Origin of the sequence: Sphingomonas sp. NFX23 (assembly GCF_049887795.1) — a bacterium.
Classification (GTDB): Bacteria; Pseudomonadota; Alphaproteobacteria; order Sphingomonadales; family Sphingomonadaceae; genus Sphingomonas.
The window spans coordinates 225,214-244,316 of sequence record NZ_JAGEKH010000004.1; the positions used below are offsets into that span (position 1 = coordinate 225,214).

Genomic DNA, 19,103 nt, shown 5'->3' on the forward strand with positions numbered 1-19,103 from the left:
GTAGGATGCAATCGGTCGGGACGCCGTTCGGAAAAAGCCTGTTCGTGCTGGGCGGCGCGCGCTCGGGGAAAAGCCGCCACGCGCAAACCTTGGCCGAAGCCGCGGCGACGGACCACGCGACGCGGCTCGTCTATATCGCGACCGCGCAGGCATTCGACGGCGAGATGGAGGATCGGATCGCGCGCCATCGTGCCGATCGCGACGATCGGTGGCGGACCGTCGAGGCTCCGCTGGCGCTTGGCGAGGCGCTGAAGAGCGAAGACGGCCCGGACGTCGTGATGCTGGTCGATTGCCTGACCCTGTGGGTGTCGAACCTGCTGCTAGCCGACGAGGCTGTCGCCGCGCGCGTAGACGATCTGGTCGAGACGATCGCGCGATTGAAGGGCCGCGTCATCCTCGTGTCGAACGAGGTCGGGTTGGGTATCGTCCCGGACAATGTGTTGGCCCGGCGTTTCCGGGATGCGGCAGGGTTGCTGCATCAGCGGATCGCCGCGGAGGTCGACTCCGTCGAGATGGTCATGGCCGGGTTGGTCCAGCGCTGGAAGACGCCGAACGCGGATTACAGATCTCAGAATGACTAGCGATCGCATTTTTTACGATGGGCAAGTATTCATGACGCCAGGAAGCGATCATTTGTGCGATATAAAAAACTGATCTGGTTTTTAGTATATTGAATTTCGGCAATATGATCGGCAGATCGTGAAACCGATATTTTTAATTTTATTTGTGCGACCCCAAAATTAATTGGAGCAAATCGGTCCGCTCAAACATTAATTAAAACATTTTCGTTCGAGCTATGTTAAAAGAGATTATCGCCAGCCGATTTTTGGGCCCTGACGACCGAGAGATGCATGTGCTCCCGCCCCGACTTCTGCGGGATTACACTCATGGCTACGACGCCCAGCCCCTTGGCGCTGATGGTTCGGAAGTTGGAAACGCACGCTGTGCTGGACGACGGCGACCGCAAGGCGCTGCTCGCGCTGCCATATACGTTGCGCACGTTCGAGCCGTCCTCCTATCTCGTGCGCGAAGGCGACGCGCCGGACCAGTGCGCGGTCCTGCTGTCGGGGTTCGCATATCGCCAGAAACTGACCGGCGCCGGCATGCGACAGATCGTGTCGCTTCACATTCCGGGCGAGCCGCTCGACTTCCAGCACCTGTTCCTCGACGTCGCGGATCACAACGTCCAGACGCTTACGCGCGCGGAGATCGCGACGATCCCGCGGTCGGCGCTGCGCGAACTGGCGCGGAACCGTGCGGCGATCAGTAACGCGATCTTCGTCAACACGCTGGTCGAGGGATCGATCTTCCGCGAATGGATTCTGAACATCGGTCGCCGCGATGCGCGGTCGCGGCTGGCCCATTTCCTGTGCGAATTCGCGATCCGGCTCGACATGCAGGGGCTGACCGGCGCCGATGGCTATGAGTTGCCGATGAGCCAGGAGCAGCTTGGTGATGCCCTCGGGCTGACGGCGGTACATGTGAACCGCACGATCAAGTCCCTCGAGGCGGATGGTCTGATCGGGCGCAATCGTCGCCGGATCAGTTTTCCGCAATGGGATGCACTACGTGAACTCGCGGACTTTTCGAGCCGCTACCTGCATCTCGCGCAACAGACCAGCTAGTCGCTTCTATCGTTGATGCGCGTGATCGACCGAATCGATGATCCGCCCGCCAGCCATGAAGACGGCGATCGGGCAGGCGGCGAACAATAGCCAGCCGCCATATCCGGGATATTGCTGGAGATAATGCATCCCGCGTTCAACCGCGCCGACGCCGAGGCCGTAGATGACGAGGAAGGCCTCGAACTTGGTCTTGATGATGAAGAGGCGAGCAAAGCGAGTCCACATGGCGAGTGTAGCAGCAAGGTGCGTGCCAGTGGCTGATATGCGCGGTTCTGACGCCAAAAAGTACGGTTACCTGTAAATTAACCCGACGATCTACGTTGGGTTGCGGCGGTCATATGCGGGCGACGTGCGTGACCCGGTCGGCTTCGACGACGCCCAACGAGCGCGCGCAATCCTCGGCCAGCACGACGCCGTCCTCGGTCTCGCGGACCTTGCCGAACGCGGCGCGGAAGTCGGCAAGGTTGCCCGTCGCGACCAGGGCGTCCTTACCGTCGTCGCCAACGATCCCGACTACATCGCTCTCGCGAGCGTCGGCGATCGAGCGGACCTGATCGGTGCGGGCGGTCATCGTCGGGCCGCCATCGAAGATGTCGACGTAGTTCTCGAACGCAAAGCCTTCGTTCTCCAGCATCCGCATCGCAGCGCGGCCCGAGGGATGCGGCAGGCCGATCGCGGCGCGCGCGGTCTCGGTTAGCATTGCGGTGTAGATCGGGTGCTTGGGCATCAGGTCGGCGATGAACTGGTGACCGTTGATGGCATTGAACTGGTCCGCGTCCTGGAAATTCATCCCGAAGAAGCGGCCTGCGAGGCCGTCCCAGAACGGCGAGCCGCCCGCTTCGTCGATGACGCCGCGCAGTTCGGCGAGGATCCGGTCGGCAAAACGCGCGCGGTGCATCTTGATGAACAGGTAGCGGCTGCGCGCGAGCAACAAGCCTAGGCCGCCGGCGCGCTCGCCGGGATGCAGGAACAGCCCGCCGACCTCGCTCGCGCCTTCGAGATCGGTGGCAAGCGTCAGCATGTCGGCGCGGAAGGTGCGGTTCAGCTCGCGGCTGTGCTGCGTGAGCTGGCCGATCCTGTAGCTGTAGAACGGGTAGCTCTGGCCCACCTGCGTGAAGATCTGGCAGGTGCCGCGGACTTCTTTCGTCTCGATGTTCTCGAGGATCAGCACGAACAGCTCGTCCTGCACCGGGCCGTCGGTGCGCGCGAAGGCAGCGTGGCTGCGTTCGAGCTTGGCGGTGAGCGCACGACGATCCGGCGGCAGATTGGTGAAGCCGCCGCCGGTCAGCTTGGCCATTTCGTAGAGGTGCTGAAGGTCGTCGTCGACCGCGGCCCGGATCCTGAAACTCACAAGCGGCCCTCCGCGATACGCACTATGGTGACCGCCGACAGAGCCGCACGTTCGGCGAGACTGTCGGGGATCATGAACTCGTCGGTCGAATGGATCGCGCCGCCGCGGACGCCCATCGTGTCGACGACCGGCACGCCGGCGGCGGCGATGTTGTTGCCATCGCAGACGCCGCCGGTGGCTTTCCAGGCGATGTCGAGACCGAGGTCCGCGCCGGATGCCTTGACCAGATCGAACAGCCGCGCGGCGCCGTCGTCGATCGGCTTCGGCGGACGGTTGAAGCTGCCATGGACTTCGATACGGACGTCGTGCTCGGCGGCGACCATCGCGACTGCGGAGTCGATATGCGATTGCGCGCGCGCGATGTCGTCGAGCGTCGCCGGGCGGAAGTTGATGCGGAGGATGGCGAGATCGGGGACGACGTTGTTCGGGCCACCGCCCTCGATCCGCGCCGGGTTCACCGCGAGACGGGGGCCGCGGACCTTCGACAAGCGCACTGCGATGTCGGCGGCTGCGACGAGCGCGTTGCGGCCGTCCTCAGGGTTGCGACCGGCATGCGCGCTGCGACCGTGGACGATGATCGAGAAGTTGCCCGTGCCGCCCCGTGCGCCGGCGAGCGTGCCGTCGGCGAGCGCGGGTTCGTAGGTCAGCGCGGCGACCTTTCCGTGCGCGGCGCGGGCGAGCAGCGCGGCGGAGGAGAAGGAGCCGGTTTCCTCGTCCGAATTGATGACGACGTCATAGCCGATCCGCGCGGCGAGGGGGCTGGCTTCGACCGCTTGAAGTGCAGCAAGCATCACCGCCAGCCCGCCCTTCATGTCCGCGACGCCGGGACCGTTCAGCCGGCCGTCGTCGAGCCATTGCAGCGACTGGAACGCGTGATCGACCGGATAGACCGTGTCCATATGGCCCGTGAACAGCATGCGGACCGGGGCGTCGGGACGGACGACGAGGTGCAGGTGCTTGCCGTGCTCGATCGCCGAGACCACGCCGTCCGCGCCGACATTGTCGACCGGTGTCGGCTCGACCAGCGTGATCTCGCCCGGCAGGCTCGCGAATGCGTCGCCGAGCAATCCGGCCATCGTCGCCAACCCGGCAAGGTTGCGCGTGCCGCTGTTGACGGCCGCCCAAGCCTCGACCTGCGCCAGCATCGGTGCAGCGCCCGCCGTGTCGACGGCATCGCGCTCTATCGGTGTAAGTCCCCTCATCACGCGACCCTAGCGAAGCCGGGCGCACGTGGGAACAGCGTCAGAAGCTGTAGACCAATGACGCGCGACTGGTGGTGTCGGTCGAGACCGAGCCGACCGGCGGCTCGCTTTCATACTGGACGCTGTACGACAGCGCGGCGGAGAGCGGCCCGATCAGCTTGGCGTTGAGCGATGTCGTGCCGCTGAGCGTGCTATTGTAGCGTTGGACATAGGCGGACGCGACCTGGCTGACCGACAGGCCGCTCAGGATCCGCACGCTGAAATTGGCGGTGCCACGCGCGGCGATGCTGCTCTGCTCGGTATCGTCAGTAAATTCGGTGTAGCGATACGCTGGCCCGAGTTCGAGATCGAGCTTGGTCCCCGCGGTCTTGATCACGCTGTAGCCGGCACCGACCGAGGTCGAATAACGGTTGAAATAGCCGAGGAACCGATCGCCTTCATATTGCGCGACGCCGTAGATATAGGCGCGGTCGTCGATCTTGTAGTTGGGCTCGTACGAGGCGAGATAATGCTCGCGCGTCGTGATGTTCTGGTTCGACTGATAGTCCGCCTGCGCATGGAATTTTTGGCGCCAGCGAAGGCCTTCGCGGTTGAGGTCGAGCACCGCCGTGCCGCCCGCGGTGTCGGAATTGCCGGTGGTCAGATAGCCGCCGACCTCGGCCTTGCCGCTCCACAAGTCGAGGAAGCTGGCTTGGCGAATGACCTGCGTGCGCTGCGCTGCGCGGTCGGCTTTCCACTTCTCAGCGATCGCCAGCACCGCGTCGCCGCTGAGCGGATCGGCGGCGCGCGCGTATTTGGCGATCGTGTTGACGTCCGCTTCGTTGCCCGCCTCGAGCGCCGCGTCGAGCATCGCGCGGATCGTCTCGGGGATCATCACCGACTGCGGGTCAGGCGCGTTCGCCAGCAACAGCGGGGCGAGAAGAAGAGGGGCTAAGCGGCGCACAGCCGTTCCGTAACGGCAGCGTGACGGATTGGGAACTGCTCAGCGCTTACCCGTTGCGCCGAGATGTGGCGCGAAGGCGGCGAGTACCTGTTCGTAGAGCGCCTTCTTAAACGGCACGATCAACCGCGGCAGGTCGGCGGGATCGCTCCAGCGCCATGCACGGAACTCCTCGTGGTCAGTGGCGATGTTCACGTCCGCATCGGTGCCGAGGAAGCGGTACAGGAACCAGCGCTGCGTCTGGCCGCGCCATTTGCCTTTCCAGACTTTCCCCAGCAGTTCGGGGGGAAGGTCGTAGACGAATTCGCCAGGCGCTTCGGCGATCAGTTCGACCTTGTCCGGCATGACTCCGGTTTCCTCGCCGAGCTCGCGCAGTGCGGCGGCTTCGGCGTCCTCGCCAGGGTCGATCCCGCCCTGCGGCATCTGCCATGCCTCCAGCGGCGAATCATTGCGCTGGCCGACGAAGATCTTGCCGTCCGCGTTGATGAGCATGATGCCGGCGCAGGGGCGGTAGGGCAGGGTCGAAACGTCGGTCAAAATAGTCTCCGCAACGCAGGTGCTTGGGGCTCGGGCAACTTGGGGGTTGACGGGCGCGCTCCTACCTACGGAGCATGATCCATGTCGTCCACCATCCCGACTATGTCACCCCGGCGCCGGCGCGCTCGACCTATCGCTGGAACAAGAACGGGCTGATCCGCGACCTGTTGCTCGAAAAGGGCGATGCGGTGGCGTGGCACCGCGCTGAAACGACGCCGACCGCGTGGCTGGAGGCGGTGCATGACGAGGATTACGTCGCCGAGGTTCTCCGCGCGGACGTGCCGAAGGAGAAAGAGCGACGGATCGGCTTCCCGGTGACCGCGGCGGTGGCGTCCCGTGCCGCGATCGTGCCGCACGGGACATGGCTGGCCGCGTGCCTCGCGCTGGAACACGGGTTTGCGGCGAACACTGCGGGCGGGAGCCATCATGCGCTGGCGAACACCGGCGCGGGGTTCTGCGTGTTCAACGATCTCGCGGTGGCGGCGGCAAGGCTGATCGACGAGGGGCGGGTGGCGCGCGTGCTCGTCGTCGATTGCGATGTGCATCAGGGCGACGGGACCGCGGCGTTGCTCGCGGGGCGGCCAGAGATCGCGACCTATTCGATCCATGCGGAGAAGAATTTCCCGGTGCGGAAGGCACGATCGACGCTCGACGTGCCGTTGCCGGACAAGGTCGGCGACGAGGCGTATTTGGCAACGCTGGAGGCGACCCTGGTGCCTTTGCTTGACGAGTTCCGGCCCGAGGTGATCCTGTATCAGGCTGGCGTGGATCCGTTCGAGGGCGATCGGCTCGGGCGATTGGCGCTGACCTTGGACGGTCTGGCCCGGCGGGAGCGGCTTGTGGCTGGCCTTGCGATTGCGCGCGGCGTGCCGCTCGCGAGCACGGTGGGTGGTGGGTACGGCGAGGATGCGCTCGCGATCGCCGAGCGGCACGTGGCGGCGATCATGACGCTGGGGGAAACTTTCGCAGCGGCGTGATGCTGGATCACGGGTTGCTGCGTTGGGGATGCGATGACGACTCCCACGCTTCTCTGGCTGCGCCAGGACCTCCGCCTTCACGATCACCCCGCGCTGATCGCCGCCGCTCATGCCGGGCCGGTGATCCCGGTCTACGTGCTCGACGACGACGCGCCGGGGAAATGGAAGATGGGTGGCGCTCAGCGGTGGTGGCTGCACCACACGCTCGACTCGTTTGCCAAGTCGCTGGCGGGCAAGGGATCGAAGCTGATCTTCCGACGCGGGCATGCGGTCGAGACGCTGACCACGCTGATGGAGGAAACCGGCGCCGAGCAGGTCCATGCGATCCGGCACTACGAACCGTGGTGGCGGAAGGCCGAGGCAGCGCTTGGCGATCGGCTGTGCCTCCATGACGGCAACCATCTTGCCCGCGTCGAGGATGTGAAGACCGGGTCGGGCGGGCAGTTCAAGGTGTATTCGTCGTTCTGGAAGGCGCTGAACCAGATTATGCCGCCGGGCGATCCCGAGCCGGCGCCGCGCACGATTCCCGCGCCGTCGAAGTGGCCGAAGAGCGAGACACTGACGGACTGGGATCTGCTGCCGAGCAAGCCGGACTGGTCGACGGGGTTCGGCGATTGGACGCCGGGCGAGGCGCAGGCGTTGAAGAACGCGAAGGCGATGGCGCCGATCGTCGAAGCCTATGACGTCGATCGCAACATGCCGTCGATCGAGGGCACCTCGCGCCTGTCACCGCACCTACATTTCGGCGAGATTTCGCCGCGTGCGGTGTGGCATGCGGTCGATGGACACGGCGACGCGACGACGTTTCGCAAGGAACTGGCGTGGCGCGATTTCACTGATGGCGTCGTGCTGACGATGCCGGATTACGGCGACACGAACGGGCGACCCAAGTTCGACAAGCTGCCCTGGCGCTCGGGCAAGGACGCCGAGGCGGACCTGAAGGCGTGGCAGGAGGGCAAGACCGGCTATCCGATCGTCGATGCCGGGATGCGCCAGCTCTGGGCGACGGGCTGGATGCACAACCGCGTGCGGATGATCACTGCGAGTTTTCTGGTGAAGCATCTGCTGATCGACTGGCGAGAGGGAGAGCGGTGGTTCTGGGATTGCCTGGTCGATGCGGATTACGGGAATAATTCGGTGAACTGGCAGTGGGTCTCGGGGACCGGCGTGGATTCGAACATGTTCGGGCGGATCATGGCGCCGCTTACGCAGTCGGAGAAGTTCGACGCGGGGGATTATATTCGCGAATGGGTGCCGGAACTGGCGAAGGTGACCGGCGAAGCGATCCATGATCCCGACGAGTCCGGCTGCCGGCCGAAGGCGTATCCGGCGAAGATCGTCGGCCACCGCGAAGGGCGCGAGCGAGCGCTCGAAGCCGGGCGGCACGCGCGATAGGGTCGCATCTGCTCCCCTCCCTGGAAGGGAGGGGTTTGGGGGTGGGTTGGCCGGTTCGAGCCAACGACCGTCGACCAAGCGGAACCAGACCCACCCCCAACCCCTCCCTTACAGGGAGGGGAGCGCGTTGTGGCCTTGGATCGCGTTCCAGCCGTTTCGGCGCCGACGCCTCTTTCCTAGCCGCCGCCCGTGTTGCATGGAGCGCCGCGATGACCGCCGTTCCCGCTTTCGACGATGTGCCCGCCGCCCAGGTTTCCCCGGTCGCGCGCCTCGTCGCGCCGGTGTTCCACCGCCTGCTCGACCGGATCGACGCAGGGCTTGAGAGCGGCGGGATCGATGCGCGACTGCCCGACGGCACGCGGCGGCTGATCGGCGGACGCGCGCCCGGGCCTTTGCCGGTCGTCGTCGTACATCGCTGGCGCGCGCTGGTGAGGCTCGCGACGGCCGGGTCGGTTGGCTGGTATGAAGGCTGGGCGGCAGGCGACTGGTCGAGCCCAGACCCGGTGCCGCTGTTCGACCTGTTCATGCGCAACCGGCGCTCGCTCGGCGGCGCGGCACGGTCGGGGGGCGTAGTGCGGCTGGCGGCGCGGGCTTGGCACCGGATGCGGCGGAACGACCTCACCGGATCGCGCAAGAACATCGCCGCGCATTACGACCTCGGGAACGACTTCTACGAGACGTGGCTCGACCAGAGCCTGACCTATTCGAGCGCCATATTCGCCGAGCCGTTCAACGATGCCGAACCGCATGAGGCGGCGCAGGGGACCAAGCTGCGTGCGATCCTCGACCGGACCGGGGCGCGGGCTGGTGATACGATCCTAGAGATCGGCTGTGGCTGGGGATCGTTCGCCGAGATGGCTGCGCGCGCGGGGGTCGGCGTGCACGCGCTGACGCTGTCGACCGAGCAGAAGCGGCAGGTCGACGAGCGGATCGCGGCGGCGGGGCTCGACGGGGTGCAGGTGGCGCTGACCGATTACCGCGACGTCACCGGCACTTATGACGCGGTGGCGAGCATCGAGATGGTCGAGGCGGTCGGCGAGGAATATTGGCCGGTGTATCTCGACGCGATCGCGCGCGCGCTGAAGCCGGGTGGGCGCGCGGCGTTGCAGTATATCTTGATCGACGATGCGATCTTCGATCGCTATTCGCGAAGTGTCGACTTCATCCAGCGCTACGTATTTCCGGGCGGGATGCTGGTGTCCGAGCCGCGGTTTCGCGCGTTGGCCGAGGCGCGTGGGCTGGCGTGGGAGGACCGGCGCGGGTTCGGTCTTCACTATGCCGAGACGTTGCGGCGGTGGCGGGTGGCGTTCGACGCAACGGTTGCGGAAGGGCGGCTGCCGGCGCGGTTCGACGCGCGGTTCGTCGCGTTGTGGCGCTACTATCTGATGTACTGCGAAGGCGGGTTTCTTGGTGGTGGAATCGACGTCGCACAGGTTACGCTTGTTAAGCGGTAGCGCTTTCCTGCGTACGCAGGAATCCAGGGCAACGGGCGGTGGCGATTGTGACCCTGGGCTCCTGCGTTCGCAGGAGAACGGTTAGGCTACCCGCTCGAAGTGGCCGGGTTCGAAGCCCTCGATCGCCAGCGCGACGATGCGGTCGGCGACGACAGTCGGTTCCTTGACCGAGTTCGGATCTTCGCCCGGATAGGCGCGTGCACGCATCTTGGTCCGCGTCGCGCCGGGATCGACGATCGCGGTACGGATAGCGCTGATCTCGGCCATCTCGTCGCCATATGCATCGAGCAGCGTCTCGAATGCAGCCTTCGAAGCGCCGTAGAGGCCCCAGTACGCGCGAGGCTTGCGGCCCACGCTGGAGGTCACGCCGATCACTCTAGCTGACTTGGCTTTTTTCAGCATCGGATCGAATGCTGCGATCAACGCCGCCTGCGCGCTGACGTTGAGCGTCAGGACCTGCGCCATTTCCTTCGGATCGATCGCCGGGACCGACGACAGCGAACCGAGCATGCCCGCGTTCAGCACGAGGATGTCGAGCGCATCCCAGCGGTCGCCGATCGCGGTCGCCAAGCGCGCGATGGCTTCGCTCTCGGCCAGATCGAGCGGTGCGATCGTCGCCGAGCCTCCCGCCGCGTGGATCGTCGCCTCGACCTCTTCAAGACCACCCGGCGTACGCGCCGTCAGGACGACGTGCGCGCCCTTCGCCGCCAGCGCAATCGCGGTCGCGGCACCGATACCACGGCTGGCACCGGTGACCAGCGCCAGCCGGCCTTCGAGAGGCTTGTCCGTCATATCAGCTCCGCGAGTATCAGATGACGCGTTCGGCGAGCATCGCGAACTGGTCGACTTCCGAGCCTTCGTCATGGTCGGTCAGCGTCGTCGGGTAATCCCCGGTGAAGCACGCGTCGCAATATTTCGGGCGGACATCCGCGCGCTTCGCCTCGCCGAGCGCCTTGTAGAGCCCGTCGATCGAGATGAAGTTGAGGCTGTCTGCGTGAATGAAACCGGTCATGCCGCCGAGATCGAGCTTGGCCGCGAGCAGCTTCTCGCGCTCGGGCGTGTCGACGCCGTAGAAGCACGAATGCCGGGTCGGCGGGCTGGCGATCCGCATATGGACTTCGGCGGCACCGGCCTCGCGCATCATCTCGACGATCTTGAGCGAGGTCGTGCCGCGGACGATCGAGTCGTCGACGAGGATGACGCGCTTGCCCTTGATCAGCGCGCGATTGGCGTTGTGCTTCAGCTTCACGCCCAGGTGGCGGACCTTGTCGCCCGGCGAGATGAAGGTGCGGCCGACATAGTGCGAGCGGATGATGCCGAGCTCGAACGGGATGCCCGACTGTTGCGCATAGCCGATCGCCGCTGGCGTGCCCGAATCGGGGACCGGAATGACGAGGTCGGCATCGACAGGCGATTCGATCGCGAGCTGCGCGCCGATCGCTTTGCGCACCGAGTAGATCGAGTGATCGTCGACGATCGAATCGGGGCGCGAGAAATACACCCATTCGAAGATGCACGGCCGCGCCGCCATCGGCGCGAACGGGCGGATCGAGCGGATCTCGGAGCCCTGGACGATGACCAGTTCGCCGGGCTCGATCGCGCGAACGAAGGTGGCGCCGACGACGTCGAGCGCGACCGTCTCCGAGGCGAAGATCACCGCATCGCCGAGCTTGCCCATGACGAGCGGCCGGATGCCGAGCGGATCGCGGCAGGCGATCATGCCCTCGGGCGTCATCACGATCAGCGAATAGGCGCCCTCGATCTGCTTCAGCGCATCGATGAAGCGGTCGAGTAGCGTGCGATAGTTCGAGGTCGCGACAAGGTGGATGATCGTCTCGGTATCGCTGGTCGATTGGAAGATCGAGCCGCGGCGGACGAGCTCGCGACGCAGCCGCATCGCGTTGGAAATGTTGCCGTTATGCGCGATAGCGAAGCCACCGGTCGACAGCTCGGCATAGAGCGGCTGGACGTTGCGCAGCGCGGTCTCGCCGGTCGTCGAATAGCGGACATGCCCACACGCGACCGTGCCCGGCAGTGACCGGATCACGTCGTCGCGGTCGAAGTTCCCGGCGACGTGGCCCATCGCGCGATGCGTGTGGAAATGCGCGCCGTCGAAGGTCGTGATGCCGGCGGCTTCCTGGCCGCGGTGCTGCAACGCGTGCAGCCCCAAGGCTACGAGTGCGGCCGCGCCATCGGTGGCCGAAACGCCAAACACCCCGCATTCTTCGCGGAGTTTGTCGTCATCATAAGGGTTTGTCGTCAGCATGCCGGTTCTCACGTCGTGCGGAAGCTGCCCTATACGAGCGGATCGCCGGCTTGTCGCCTGTTTGTAATAACATTGCGCGGATCGTTTTGAGGGGGCGGTCGCATCGGGGCAGGTTTCGGGTATATCCGGGGCATGACAAACAGCCGCGACACGGGCTTGACGCTCGATCCGAAATTCGATTCCGCCGGACTCCTGACCGCGGTCGTCACTGATCGCGTATCGGGTGACGTGCTGATGGTCGCGCACATGAATGCGGAGGCGCTGGCGGAAACGCAGGCGACCGGCGAGGCGCATTTCTGGTCACGGAGCCGGGAGAAGCTCTGGAAGAAGGGCGAGACGTCGGGGAACGTGCTCCGCGTCGCCGAGCTGCGGATCGATTGCGATCAGGATGCGGTGTGGGTGATCGTCGATGCGGCGGGCCCGGCGTGCCATACCGGCGAGCGCACCTGCTTCTTCCGGCGGATCGAAGGGGGCAAGCTGGTGCCGGCCGAATGAAGCGCGTGCTGCTGCTCGCGCTCGTGCTCGGCGGGTGTGGGCGCGAGCCAAAGACTGCGGCGGCGGACAGCGCGGGGGCTCGGCTCGAGGCTGCGGCGGAGACTGCGGGAATCGTGCCTGACCCGAAGGCGCCGCTGCAAGGATCATGGGCGCGCGATACGGACCGCGTCTGCGTGATCGGCACAGAGAAGACGAGCCGGATCGGCGTCAGCGTCGACTATGGCGAGGACCAGGCGTGCGCCGCGTCAGGAACCGTCGAGCGGTCGGGCGATGCGCTGAAACTCGCGTTCGGCGCCTGCGAGTTCGACGCGCGCTTCGATGGCGATCGGATCGTGTTTCCCGCCGAAGTCCCCGAAGCCTGCGAGGCCCTCTGCACCGGCCGCGCCTCGCTAGCTGCGCTGACCGTCGACCGACTCAGCGAATCGCGATCGGAGGCCGCGACGCTACGGTCGACGAAGGGAAAGTTGCTTTGCGGCAATTGACGTTGACGTAAACGAGAGTTATTTCTCCGGGGATGGCGACACAAGCATCCCCTCGATTGCAGGCGACCCCGCAGTCCTACGCGGTGATCGAGCCGCGGCATGATCGCGAGAGCTTCACGATCTCCGATCTCTCCGCCGAGTTCGACGTCACCGCGCGGGCGCTCCGCTTCTACGAGGACGAGGGCCTGATCGCGCCCGAGCGTCGCGGTACGCAGCGCATCTATTCGCACCGCGACCGCGCGCGTCTCGCCTGGATCCTGCGCGGCAAGCGCGTCGGGTTCAGCCTCGGCGAAATCCGCGAGATGATCGATCTCTACGATCTCGGCGATGGTCGCCGCGCACAGCGCCAGGTCGTGATCGAGCGCAGCCAGGCGCGGATCGCGCTGCTGACCGCGCAGAAGCGCGACATCGATCTCGCCATCGACGAACTCACCAGTTTCGTGGCCCTCCTCGAAGTGAGCCGCGCCCAGGACAACCAAGGATAAACCATGCCCCAGTATACGCCCCCCGTCCGCGACACGCGCTTCGTCCTCGAGCATGTCGTCGGCCTCGATCGCTACAATAATCTCCCCGGCTTCGATGCGGCGTCGCCCGACGTGGTCGACGCGGTGCTCGAAGAAGGCGGCAAGTTCGTCGCCGAAGTGCTGTTCCCGCTCAACCTGTCGGGCGACCAGCAGGGTTGCACGCGGCATGAGGACGGTTCGGTGACGACGCCGGACGGCTTCAAGGAAGCGTATAAGCAGTATGTCGAGAGCGGCTGGGCGACACTCGGCAACCAGCCCGAATATGGCGGGCAGGGCATGCCGCACGTCGTGTCGACCGCGTTCCAGGAATACATGATCTCGTCGAACATGGCGTTCGCGATGTACCCCGGCCTGACGCACGGCGCGATCGCCGCGCTGATCGCCAAGGGCTCGGACGCGCAGAAGGCGATGTACGTGCCGAAGATGGTTTCGGGCGAATGGGGCGGGACGATGAACCTGACCGAGCCGCAGTGCGGCACCGATCTGGGCCTGATCCGCACCAAGGCCGAGCCGCAGGCGGACGGTTCGTACGCCATCACCGGCACGAAGATCTTCATCTCGTCGGGCGAGCATGACCTGACCGAGAACATCATCCATCTCGTGCTGGCCAAGACGCCGGGCGCGCCGGACAGCTCGAAGGGCATCTCGCTGTTCGTCGTGCCGAAGTTCCTTGTGAACGAAGACGGTTCGCTGGGTGCGCGCAACGGCGTCACCTGTGGGTCGATCGAGCACAAGATGGGCATCCACGCGAACTCGACTTGCGTGATGAACTATGATTCGGCGACCGGCTGGCTCGTCGGCGAGGAGATGAAGGGCCTCGCCGCGATGTTCATCATGATGAACGCCGCGCGTCTCGGCGTGGGTCTCCAGGGGCTCGGTGTGGCGGAAGTCGCGTACCAGAACGCCGTCCAGTATGCGCAGGACCGTCGCCAGGGTCGCGCGCTGACCGGGCCGAAGGAGCCGCAGGAGAAGGCGGACACGCTGTTCGTCCATCCCGACATCCGCCGCATGTTGATGGAGGGCAAGTCGCTGACCGAGGGCCTGCGCGCGCTGATCCTGTGGACCGCGCTCCAGGCCGATCTCGAGCACCATGCCGAGACCGAGGAAGAGCGCCAGCTGGCCGGCGATATCATCAGCCTGCTGACCCCGGTCATCAAGGGCTATGGCACCGACATGGGCTATGCGATCGCGACCAACGCGCAGCAGGTTTATGGCGGCCACGGCTACATCGCCGAATGGGGCATGGAACAGTATGTCCGCGATGCCCGGATCGCGATGATCTACGAGGGCACCAACGGCGTCCAGGCGATGGACCTGGTCGGGCGCAAGCTCGCGCAGAATGGCGGGCGCGGGATCCAGGCATTCTTCAAGCTCGTGGCGGACGACGTCGCTGCAGCGAAGAGCGATCCGGCAACGGCGACGTTTGCCGAGGCGCTGGAGAAGGCGAACGGCCAACTCCAGGCGGCGACGATGTGGTTCATGGCGAACGGCATGAAGAACCCCGAGAACGTCGGTGCGGGCGCAGTCAGCTACATGCACCTGATGGGGATCGTCGCTGTCGGCACGATGTGGCTGCGGATGGCGGTAGCTGCGACGAAGCTGAAGGCGGCAGGTGAAGGCGAGGCTGCGTTCCTCGACGCCAAGCTGATCACCGCGCGCTTCTATGCCGAGCGTATCCTGCCGGATGCAGGCGCGCTGCGTCGCAAGATCGAAGGTGGTGCAGAGTCGCTGATGGCACTGCCGCCCGAAATGTTCATGGCCGCCTGATCGGATCTGCCTTCTGCTCCCCTCCCTGGAAGGGAGGGGCAGGGGGTGGGTCGGTTTCCGCGGATCCGAACCGTTGTGGCTCAAGCGGGCCGACCCACCCCCAACCCCTCCCTTCCAGGGAGGGGGGCAGGTTGCGCTTCCCTACCTAGGAGCGGCGGTAGAGGCTGGCGTGGTCGCCGGCAGGGGCGGGGTAGCCACCAGCGTCTTCCGCCGCACCCCGTTCAATTCGGCACCCGCCGGAGCAGTTGGCGCAACGGCGGCAGGCACCGGCACAGCCGTCAGCGTCGCCTGAACCTTCATGCACTGCGTCGGATCGGCGCGTTTGAACTGGCGGCAGTTCCACAGCGACTTCTCGTAGCCGCTGGCCCGATCCCGCAGATAACTGAAACTGAGCGCCGCCGTCTGTGCCGGTGCCAACGGGAGCGACGTCGCCGCCTTGCTGCCGTCGGTCCACGCCATGTACCGGCAGAACGGCTTGTCCCCGCACGCTTGAGCCGCAAGCGCAGTGAGTCCGTCGGCGGTCTGGCCACGCGGCAGGGCTACGAGAATAGTATCGCCATCGAATGGCGCCGCGGGAGCAGCCGTCGTTTCGGTAACTGGTCCAAACCCCATCGCGATCGAAGCCTCCGCCAGCGCCGCATCCGCCTCAGCCAACGCAGCGCCGGTTTTGTGCGCGTCCGACAGCTCGGCAAGCTGGGCGATGACCGGCTCGACGGTCTCCGGGTGACGGCCGAAAGCAGGCGACGTGCCCCACCAGCCCGACCATCGGAAAAACAGATGCGTGTTCACCGCAGTGATCTTGTCGAGGCTCGACTGCCAATACGGCACGACCCAGTCGGTATGGTAGTGCGTGGCATAGCCGACCTGCTTGAACACCGCGCCGGACAGCGACGCCGCCGCCACTTCGCGCGCGCGGCGCCAGGCATCGTCGGTTGGATGCCAGCGGGTGAGCGCGCCGTCGCAGCTGAAGCTGAACTGGCATCCCGTCGAACGGTCCTGCCCCTCGAATACGACTCCGCACACGGTCTTCGGAAAGGCCGGATGGCGCAGGCGATTGAGTACGACCTGCGCCACCGCACGCTCGCCTAGCGTGTCATCGCCGGCCTCGTAGAGGATACCCGCCGCCATGCAGTCCGTCGCGCGCGCCAGATCCTCCGGGCCGCCGGCGAAGCGAAACGGCCGCGCCGCCGGGTTGGGATCGGTCGAGAACGGCACGGTCGCGTTGAACGCGCGCGCGTCTTCGGGGCTGAGATCGACGAACTTGACCGGCTCAACCTCAGGCACTTCGGCTTGCGGCACGACCCGACCCGCGGGCAGCTTCACCCGCTTCGAGACGTGGACGATCATGGGCGGGTTGGCGACGACCAGCGCAGGCCCGACGATCGCCAGCGCGGAGATGCCGACGAGAGTGGCGCGCAGCACCGTCGTGCCGCGCGCGGAAAGCTCTGCTGTCACTGTTCGGGCAGGAAGTCCGGGACCGACAGATAGCGCTCGCCGGTGTCGTAGTTGAAGCCGAGAACCCGAACATTGTCAGGGAGATCGGGAAGCTTCTGAAGGATCGCTGCGAGCGTAGCGCCCGAGCTGATGCCGACCAGCATGCCCTCTTCGGTCGCCGAGCGCCGCGCCATGTCCTTGGCTACCGCAGCATCGACCTCGATCACGCCGTCGAGTGCCTGCGTGTGCAGGTTGACGGGAATGAAGCCAGCACCGATGCCCTGGATCGGGTGCGGCCCAGGCTGGCCACCGGCGATCACCGGCGACGCGGCGGGCTCGACCGCGTAGACTTTGAGCGATGGCCATTCCTTCTTCAGCGCCTCGGCGACGCCGGTGATATGCCCGCCGGTGCCGACGCCGGTGATGATCACGTCGATCGGCGTGTCACGGAAGTCGGCAAGAATTTCCTGTGCGGTGATAGCGACATGCACGGCGATGTTAGCAGGGTTTTCGAACTGCTGCGGCATCCACGAGCCGGGCGTCTGCTCGACCAGTTCCTTCGCGCGCTCGATCGCGCCCTTCATGCCCTTCTCGCGCGGGGTCAGGTCGAAGGTCGCGCCGTAGGCGAGCATCAGGCGACGGCGCTCGATCGACATGCTCTCGGGCATGACGAGGACGATCTTGTAGCCCTTCACCGCGGCGACGAGCGCGAGGCCGATTCCGGTGTTGCCGCTGGTCGGCTCGATGATCGTGCCGCCGGGCTGGAGATGGCCATCCTTCTCTGCCGCCTCGATCATCGCGAGCGCGATGCGGTCCTTGATCGAGCCGCCGGGGTTCGAGCGCTCGGACTTCACCCAGACTTCGGATTCGGGGAACAGCTTCGACAGGCGGACGTGCGGCGTGTTGCCGATCGTATCGAGGATCGAGTTGGCCTTCATGGCTTGGCTTCTCCGTGCTGAGGTTCGGTCTCGAGGATTTCTGGGGGATCAAAGGTTTTCGCGCGCCCAAGTTCCGGGAACAGCCGCGCCCAGCCGATCGTGATCGCAATAGCACCGACGCCGCCGAACACCACTGCGCCTACGGGACCGAGGAGTGAGGCCATCACGCCGCTCTCGAATTCGCCGAGCTCGTTCGAGGCGGAGATGGTGAGCTGCGACACCGCGCTGACGCGGCCGCGCATCGCGTCGGGGGTGTGGAGCTGGATCAGCGACTGGCGGACATAGACCGAGATCATGTCCGCACCGCCCGCGACGATCAGCGCGACGAGGCTGAGGACGAAGGCGGGCTGGACGGGGATGCCGGCGATGGTGCCGGGCGCGATGCCGAGCAAGGTCACGATCGGGGTGGCGATGCCGAAGGTCAGGATCGCGAGGCCGAACACGACCACCGCGATCAGCATCTTCACGCCGACATTGGTGCTCATCGGGCGGACCGAGAACCAGATCGCGGTCACTGCCGCGCCGATGCCCATGCCCGCCGCGAGTACGCCGAGACCCTGTGAGCCGACGTGCAGGATGTCGCGCGAGTAGACCGGGAGCAGCGAAGTCGCGCCCGCCAGCAGCACCGCGAACAGATCGAGCGTGATCGTCGCGAGGACGAGGCGGTTCCGGCGGACATAGGTGAAGCCCTCGATGATGCGGGCGAGGGGGCGGTGATCGGTCTGCGCGGCTGGCTGCGGCACCGGGCCGATCAGGAACATGAAGAGCAGCGCGACGACGAACAGGATCGTCGCGACGCCGTAGGCGACCTCCGGGTGGATCGCGTAGAGGAGGCCACCGACGCTGGGGCCTGCGATGGTGCCGACCTGCCAGGCGATCGAGCTGATCGCGATTGCGGTCGGGAGGACGGCGCGGGGGACCAGGTTGGGGGCCAGCGCGGAATAGGCGGGGCCGGAGAAGGCTCGGGCGACGCCGAACGCGACCGCAGCCACGAACAGCACGCCGAGCGTGAGGTGGCCGGTCCAGGTCAGCAACCACAGGGTCGCGGCGGTCAGCACCAGCAGAGCCGTCGTGCCGCGGACGATCCAGCGACGGTCGAAGCTGTCCGCGACTAGGCCGGTGATCGGGGTGAGGAGAAACAGCGGCACGAACTGCGCGAACCCGATCATGCCGAGCATGAACGCGGCTTGCCGGATGTCCATCGTCTCGCGGGCGATGTTGTAGACCTGCCACCCAATCACGATCGACATCGCGCTGACGGCTATGGTGCCGGTGAAGCGGGACAGCCAATAGGCGCGGAAATTTGCGATCCGTAAGGGATGCTGGTGGGGGTCTGTTGTGGAGGCCATTGCGATTGGCTTTAGGCGTGGGCGAACGGGAAGGGCAACCGGAGCTTTGCTTGGGGTGGGGATAGCGACTTAGCCAAGCACGCCCACACAAAGAAAGCTTGTTTCCCCGCGAAGGCGGGGACCCAGTCTGGGCTCCCGCCTTCGCGGGAGAACAAGGAAGCGGGAGGTGTCCCGTCTGAGCAACCAGATCGTCACCACCGCTATCCCTGCATATCGGCACCACCCCGGCGAAGGCCGGGGCCCAATTGGGGGACGTCGCCAACTGAGCGATGAGCGTCGTTACTACAACCTTACCAATTGGGCCCCGGCCTTCGCCGGGGTGGTTTGCTCGTGCGGTAGGGCTCGCGCGACCTATCGAGCGCCCCAT

General features: G+C 65.7%; 19 protein-coding genes. 9 read left to right on the top strand and 10 right to left on the bottom strand.

The window, feature by feature from the left end:
* The first annotated feature begins 5 nt into the window (after positions 1 to 5).
* Together cobU and J4O76_RS11990 are read left to right on the top strand one after the other, a co-directional pair.
* Positions 6 to 581 carry a bifunctional adenosylcobinamide kinase/adenosylcobinamide-phosphate guanylyltransferase gene (cobU, locus tag J4O76_RS11985; protein WP_426282046.1) on the top strand — a complete coding sequence of 192 codons (576 nt, stop codon included), beginning with the start codon at positions 6 to 8 and terminating at the stop codon, positions 579 to 581.
* A gap of 306 nt (positions 582 to 887) precedes the next feature.
* The gene (locus J4O76_RS11990; RefSeq protein ID WP_426282048.1) at positions 888 to 1,625 is read left to right on the top strand and encodes a Crp/Fnr family transcriptional regulator; all 738 of its coding nucleotides are present in this window, start codon (positions 888 to 890) and stop codon (positions 1,623 to 1,625) included.
* A gap of 6 nt (positions 1,626 to 1,631) precedes the next feature.
* On the opposite strand, the gene J4O76_RS11995 is transcribed toward J4O76_RS11990, so the two are convergent.
* From J4O76_RS11995 to J4O76_RS12015, 5 genes are all read right to left on the bottom strand, one after another.
* Positions 1,632 to 1,850, bottom strand: a complete 219-nt coding sequence (locus J4O76_RS11995; RefSeq protein WP_056058579.1) for a hypothetical protein — start codon at positions 1,848 to 1,850, stop codon at positions 1,632 to 1,634.
* A 109-nt stretch (positions 1,851 to 1,959) separates the two neighbouring features.
* Entirely contained in the window at positions 1,960 to 2,976 is a 1,017-nt protein-coding gene (locus tag J4O76_RS12000) for an arginine N-succinyltransferase (RefSeq protein WP_426282050.1), read from the bottom strand.
* Positions 2,973 to 4,178, bottom strand: a complete 1,206-nt coding sequence (locus J4O76_RS12005) for a hydrolase (protein WP_426282051.1) — start codon at positions 4,176 to 4,178, stop codon at positions 2,973 to 2,975. The genes J4O76_RS12000 and J4O76_RS12005 overlap by 4 nt, the downstream gene beginning before the upstream one ends.
* 40 nt (positions 4,179 to 4,218) lie before the next feature.
* Complete coding sequence (locus tag J4O76_RS12010) at positions 4,219 to 5,121, bottom strand: DUF481 domain-containing protein (RefSeq protein WP_056481996.1); 903 nt, start codon at positions 5,119 to 5,121, stop codon at positions 4,219 to 4,221.
* Positions 5,122 to 5,160: 39 nt separating this feature from the next.
* The gene (locus tag J4O76_RS12015) at positions 5,161 to 5,655 is read right to left on the bottom strand and encodes an RNA pyrophosphohydrolase (RefSeq protein ID WP_426282052.1); all 495 of its coding nucleotides are present in this window, start codon (positions 5,653 to 5,655) and stop codon (positions 5,161 to 5,163) included.
* 74 nt (positions 5,656 to 5,729) lie between these two features.
* Between J4O76_RS12015 and J4O76_RS12020 the strand changes: the two genes are divergently transcribed.
* The 3 genes from J4O76_RS12020 (at position 5,730) to J4O76_RS12030 (ending at position 9,481) form a co-directional block, all read left to right on the top strand.
* Positions 5,730 to 6,632, top strand: coding sequence for a histone deacetylase family protein (locus J4O76_RS12020; RefSeq protein ID WP_426282053.1), 903 nt, complete (start codon positions 5,730 to 5,732; stop codon positions 6,630 to 6,632).
* Positions 6,633 to 6,665: 33 nt separating this feature from the next.
* Entirely contained in the window at positions 6,666 to 8,027 is a 1,362-nt protein-coding gene (locus J4O76_RS12025; protein WP_426282055.1) for a cryptochrome/photolyase family protein, read from the top strand.
* Positions 8,028 to 8,236: 209 nt separating this feature from the next.
* Positions 8,237 to 9,481, top strand: a complete 1,245-nt coding sequence (locus tag J4O76_RS12030; protein ID WP_426282056.1) for a class I SAM-dependent methyltransferase — start codon at positions 8,237 to 8,239, stop codon at positions 9,479 to 9,481.
* Positions 9,482 to 9,562: 81 nt separating this feature from the next.
* Here J4O76_RS12030 and J4O76_RS12035 read toward each other — a convergent pair whose 3' ends face one another.
* Together J4O76_RS12035 and purF are read right to left on the bottom strand one after the other, a co-directional pair.
* Positions 9,563 to 10,273, bottom strand: a complete 711-nt coding sequence (locus J4O76_RS12035; protein ID WP_426282057.1) for an SDR family NAD(P)-dependent oxidoreductase — start codon at positions 10,271 to 10,273, stop codon at positions 9,563 to 9,565.
* A gap of 16 nt (positions 10,274 to 10,289) precedes the next feature.
* Positions 10,290 to 11,747 carry an amidophosphoribosyltransferase gene (purF, locus tag J4O76_RS12040; RefSeq protein WP_056058607.1) on the bottom strand — a complete coding sequence of 486 codons (1,458 nt, stop codon included), beginning with the start codon at positions 11,745 to 11,747 and terminating at the stop codon, positions 10,290 to 10,292.
* A 132-nt stretch (positions 11,748 to 11,879) separates the two neighbouring features.
* Here purF and hisI point away from each other — a divergent pair, with 132 nt between their 5' ends.
* Genes hisI through J4O76_RS12060 form a run of 4 tightly spaced genes read left to right on the top strand, consistent with a single transcriptional unit; the run spans position 11,880 to position 15,015 of the window.
* A complete protein-coding gene (hisI, locus tag J4O76_RS12045; protein WP_426282059.1) occupies positions 11,880 to 12,242 on the top strand; it encodes a phosphoribosyl-AMP cyclohydrolase in 363 nt (120 codons plus the stop codon).
* The gene (locus tag J4O76_RS12050) at positions 12,239 to 12,724 is read left to right on the top strand and encodes a hypothetical protein (protein WP_426282060.1); all 486 of its coding nucleotides are present in this window, start codon (positions 12,239 to 12,241) and stop codon (positions 12,722 to 12,724) included. Before hisI ends, J4O76_RS12050 begins: the two co-directional genes overlap by 4 nt.
* Before the next feature lie 32 nt (positions 12,725 to 12,756).
* Positions 12,757 to 13,209 carry a MerR family transcriptional regulator gene (locus J4O76_RS12055; RefSeq protein WP_056049049.1) on the top strand — a complete coding sequence of 151 codons (453 nt, stop codon included), beginning with the start codon at positions 12,757 to 12,759 and terminating at the stop codon, positions 13,207 to 13,209.
* A 3-nt stretch (positions 13,210 to 13,212) separates the two neighbouring features.
* Positions 13,213 to 15,015 (top strand): acyl-CoA dehydrogenase C-terminal domain-containing protein, encoded by a 1,803-nt coding sequence (locus J4O76_RS12060; protein WP_426282061.1) that lies wholly within the window; start codon positions 13,213 to 13,215, stop codon positions 15,013 to 15,015.
* A 141-nt stretch (positions 15,016 to 15,156) separates the two neighbouring features.
* Here J4O76_RS12060 and J4O76_RS12065 read toward each other — a convergent pair whose 3' ends face one another.
* Genes J4O76_RS12065 through J4O76_RS12075 form a run of 3 tightly spaced genes read right to left on the bottom strand, consistent with a single transcriptional unit; the run spans position 15,157 to position 18,736 of the window.
* Positions 15,157 to 16,470 (bottom strand): cell wall hydrolase, encoded by a 1,314-nt coding sequence (locus J4O76_RS12065; RefSeq protein WP_426282062.1) that lies wholly within the window; start codon positions 16,468 to 16,470, stop codon positions 15,157 to 15,159.
* On the bottom strand, positions 16,467 to 17,387 hold the full coding sequence (cysK, locus tag J4O76_RS12070; protein WP_426282064.1) for a cysteine synthase A: 921 nt from the start codon (positions 17,385 to 17,387) through the stop codon (positions 16,467 to 16,469). Before cysK ends, J4O76_RS12065 begins: the two co-directional genes overlap by 4 nt.
* On the bottom strand, positions 17,384 to 18,736 hold the full coding sequence (locus tag J4O76_RS12075) for an MFS transporter (protein ID WP_426282065.1): 1,353 nt from the start codon (positions 18,734 to 18,736) through the stop codon (positions 17,384 to 17,386). Before J4O76_RS12075 ends, cysK begins: the two co-directional genes overlap by 4 nt.
* Positions 18,737 to 19,103 lie beyond the last annotated feature (367 nt).

Coding starts and splice junctions, on each gene's coding strand:
- J4O76_RS12020 (WP_426282053.1), top strand. CDS start 5,730: ATGATCCATGTCGTCCACCATCCCGACTATGTCACCCCGGCGCCGGCG.
- J4O76_RS12075 (WP_426282065.1), bottom strand. CDS start 18,736: ATGGCCTCCACAACAGACCCCCACCAGCATCCCTTACGGATCGCAAAT.
- cobU (WP_426282046.1), top strand. CDS start 6: ATGCAATCGGTCGGGACGCCGTTCGGAAAAAGCCTGTTCGTGCTGGGC.
- J4O76_RS12050 (WP_426282060.1), top strand. CDS start 12,239: ATGAAGCGCGTGCTGCTGCTCGCGCTCGTGCTCGGCGGGTGTGGGCGC.
- J4O76_RS12025 (WP_426282055.1), top strand. CDS start 6,666: ATGACGACTCCCACGCTTCTCTGGCTGCGCCAGGACCTCCGCCTTCAC.
- J4O76_RS12035 (WP_426282057.1), bottom strand. CDS start 10,273: ATGACGGACAAGCCTCTCGAAGGCCGGCTGGCGCTGGTCACCGGTGCC.
- cysK (WP_426282064.1), bottom strand. CDS start 17,387: ATGAAGGCCAACTCGATCCTCGATACGATCGGCAACACGCCGCACGTC.
- J4O76_RS11995 (WP_056058579.1), bottom strand. CDS start 1,850: ATGTGGACTCGCTTTGCTCGCCTCTTCATCATCAAGACCAAGTTCGAG.
- J4O76_RS12060 (WP_426282061.1), top strand. CDS start 13,213: ATGCCCCAGTATACGCCCCCCGTCCGCGACACGCGCTTCGTCCTCGAG.
- hisI (WP_426282059.1), top strand. CDS start 11,880: ATGACAAACAGCCGCGACACGGGCTTGACGCTCGATCCGAAATTCGAT.
- J4O76_RS12055 (WP_056049049.1), top strand. CDS start 12,757: ATGGCGACACAAGCATCCCCTCGATTGCAGGCGACCCCGCAGTCCTAC.
- J4O76_RS11990 (WP_426282048.1), top strand. CDS start 888: ATGGCTACGACGCCCAGCCCCTTGGCGCTGATGGTTCGGAAGTTGGAA.
- purF (WP_056058607.1), bottom strand. CDS start 11,747: ATGCTGACGACAAACCCTTATGATGACGACAAACTCCGCGAAGAATGC.
- J4O76_RS12030 (WP_426282056.1), top strand. CDS start 8,237: ATGACCGCCGTTCCCGCTTTCGACGATGTGCCCGCCGCCCAGGTTTCC.
- J4O76_RS12005 (WP_426282051.1), bottom strand. CDS start 4,178: ATGAGGGGACTTACACCGATAGAGCGCGATGCCGTCGACACGGCGGGC.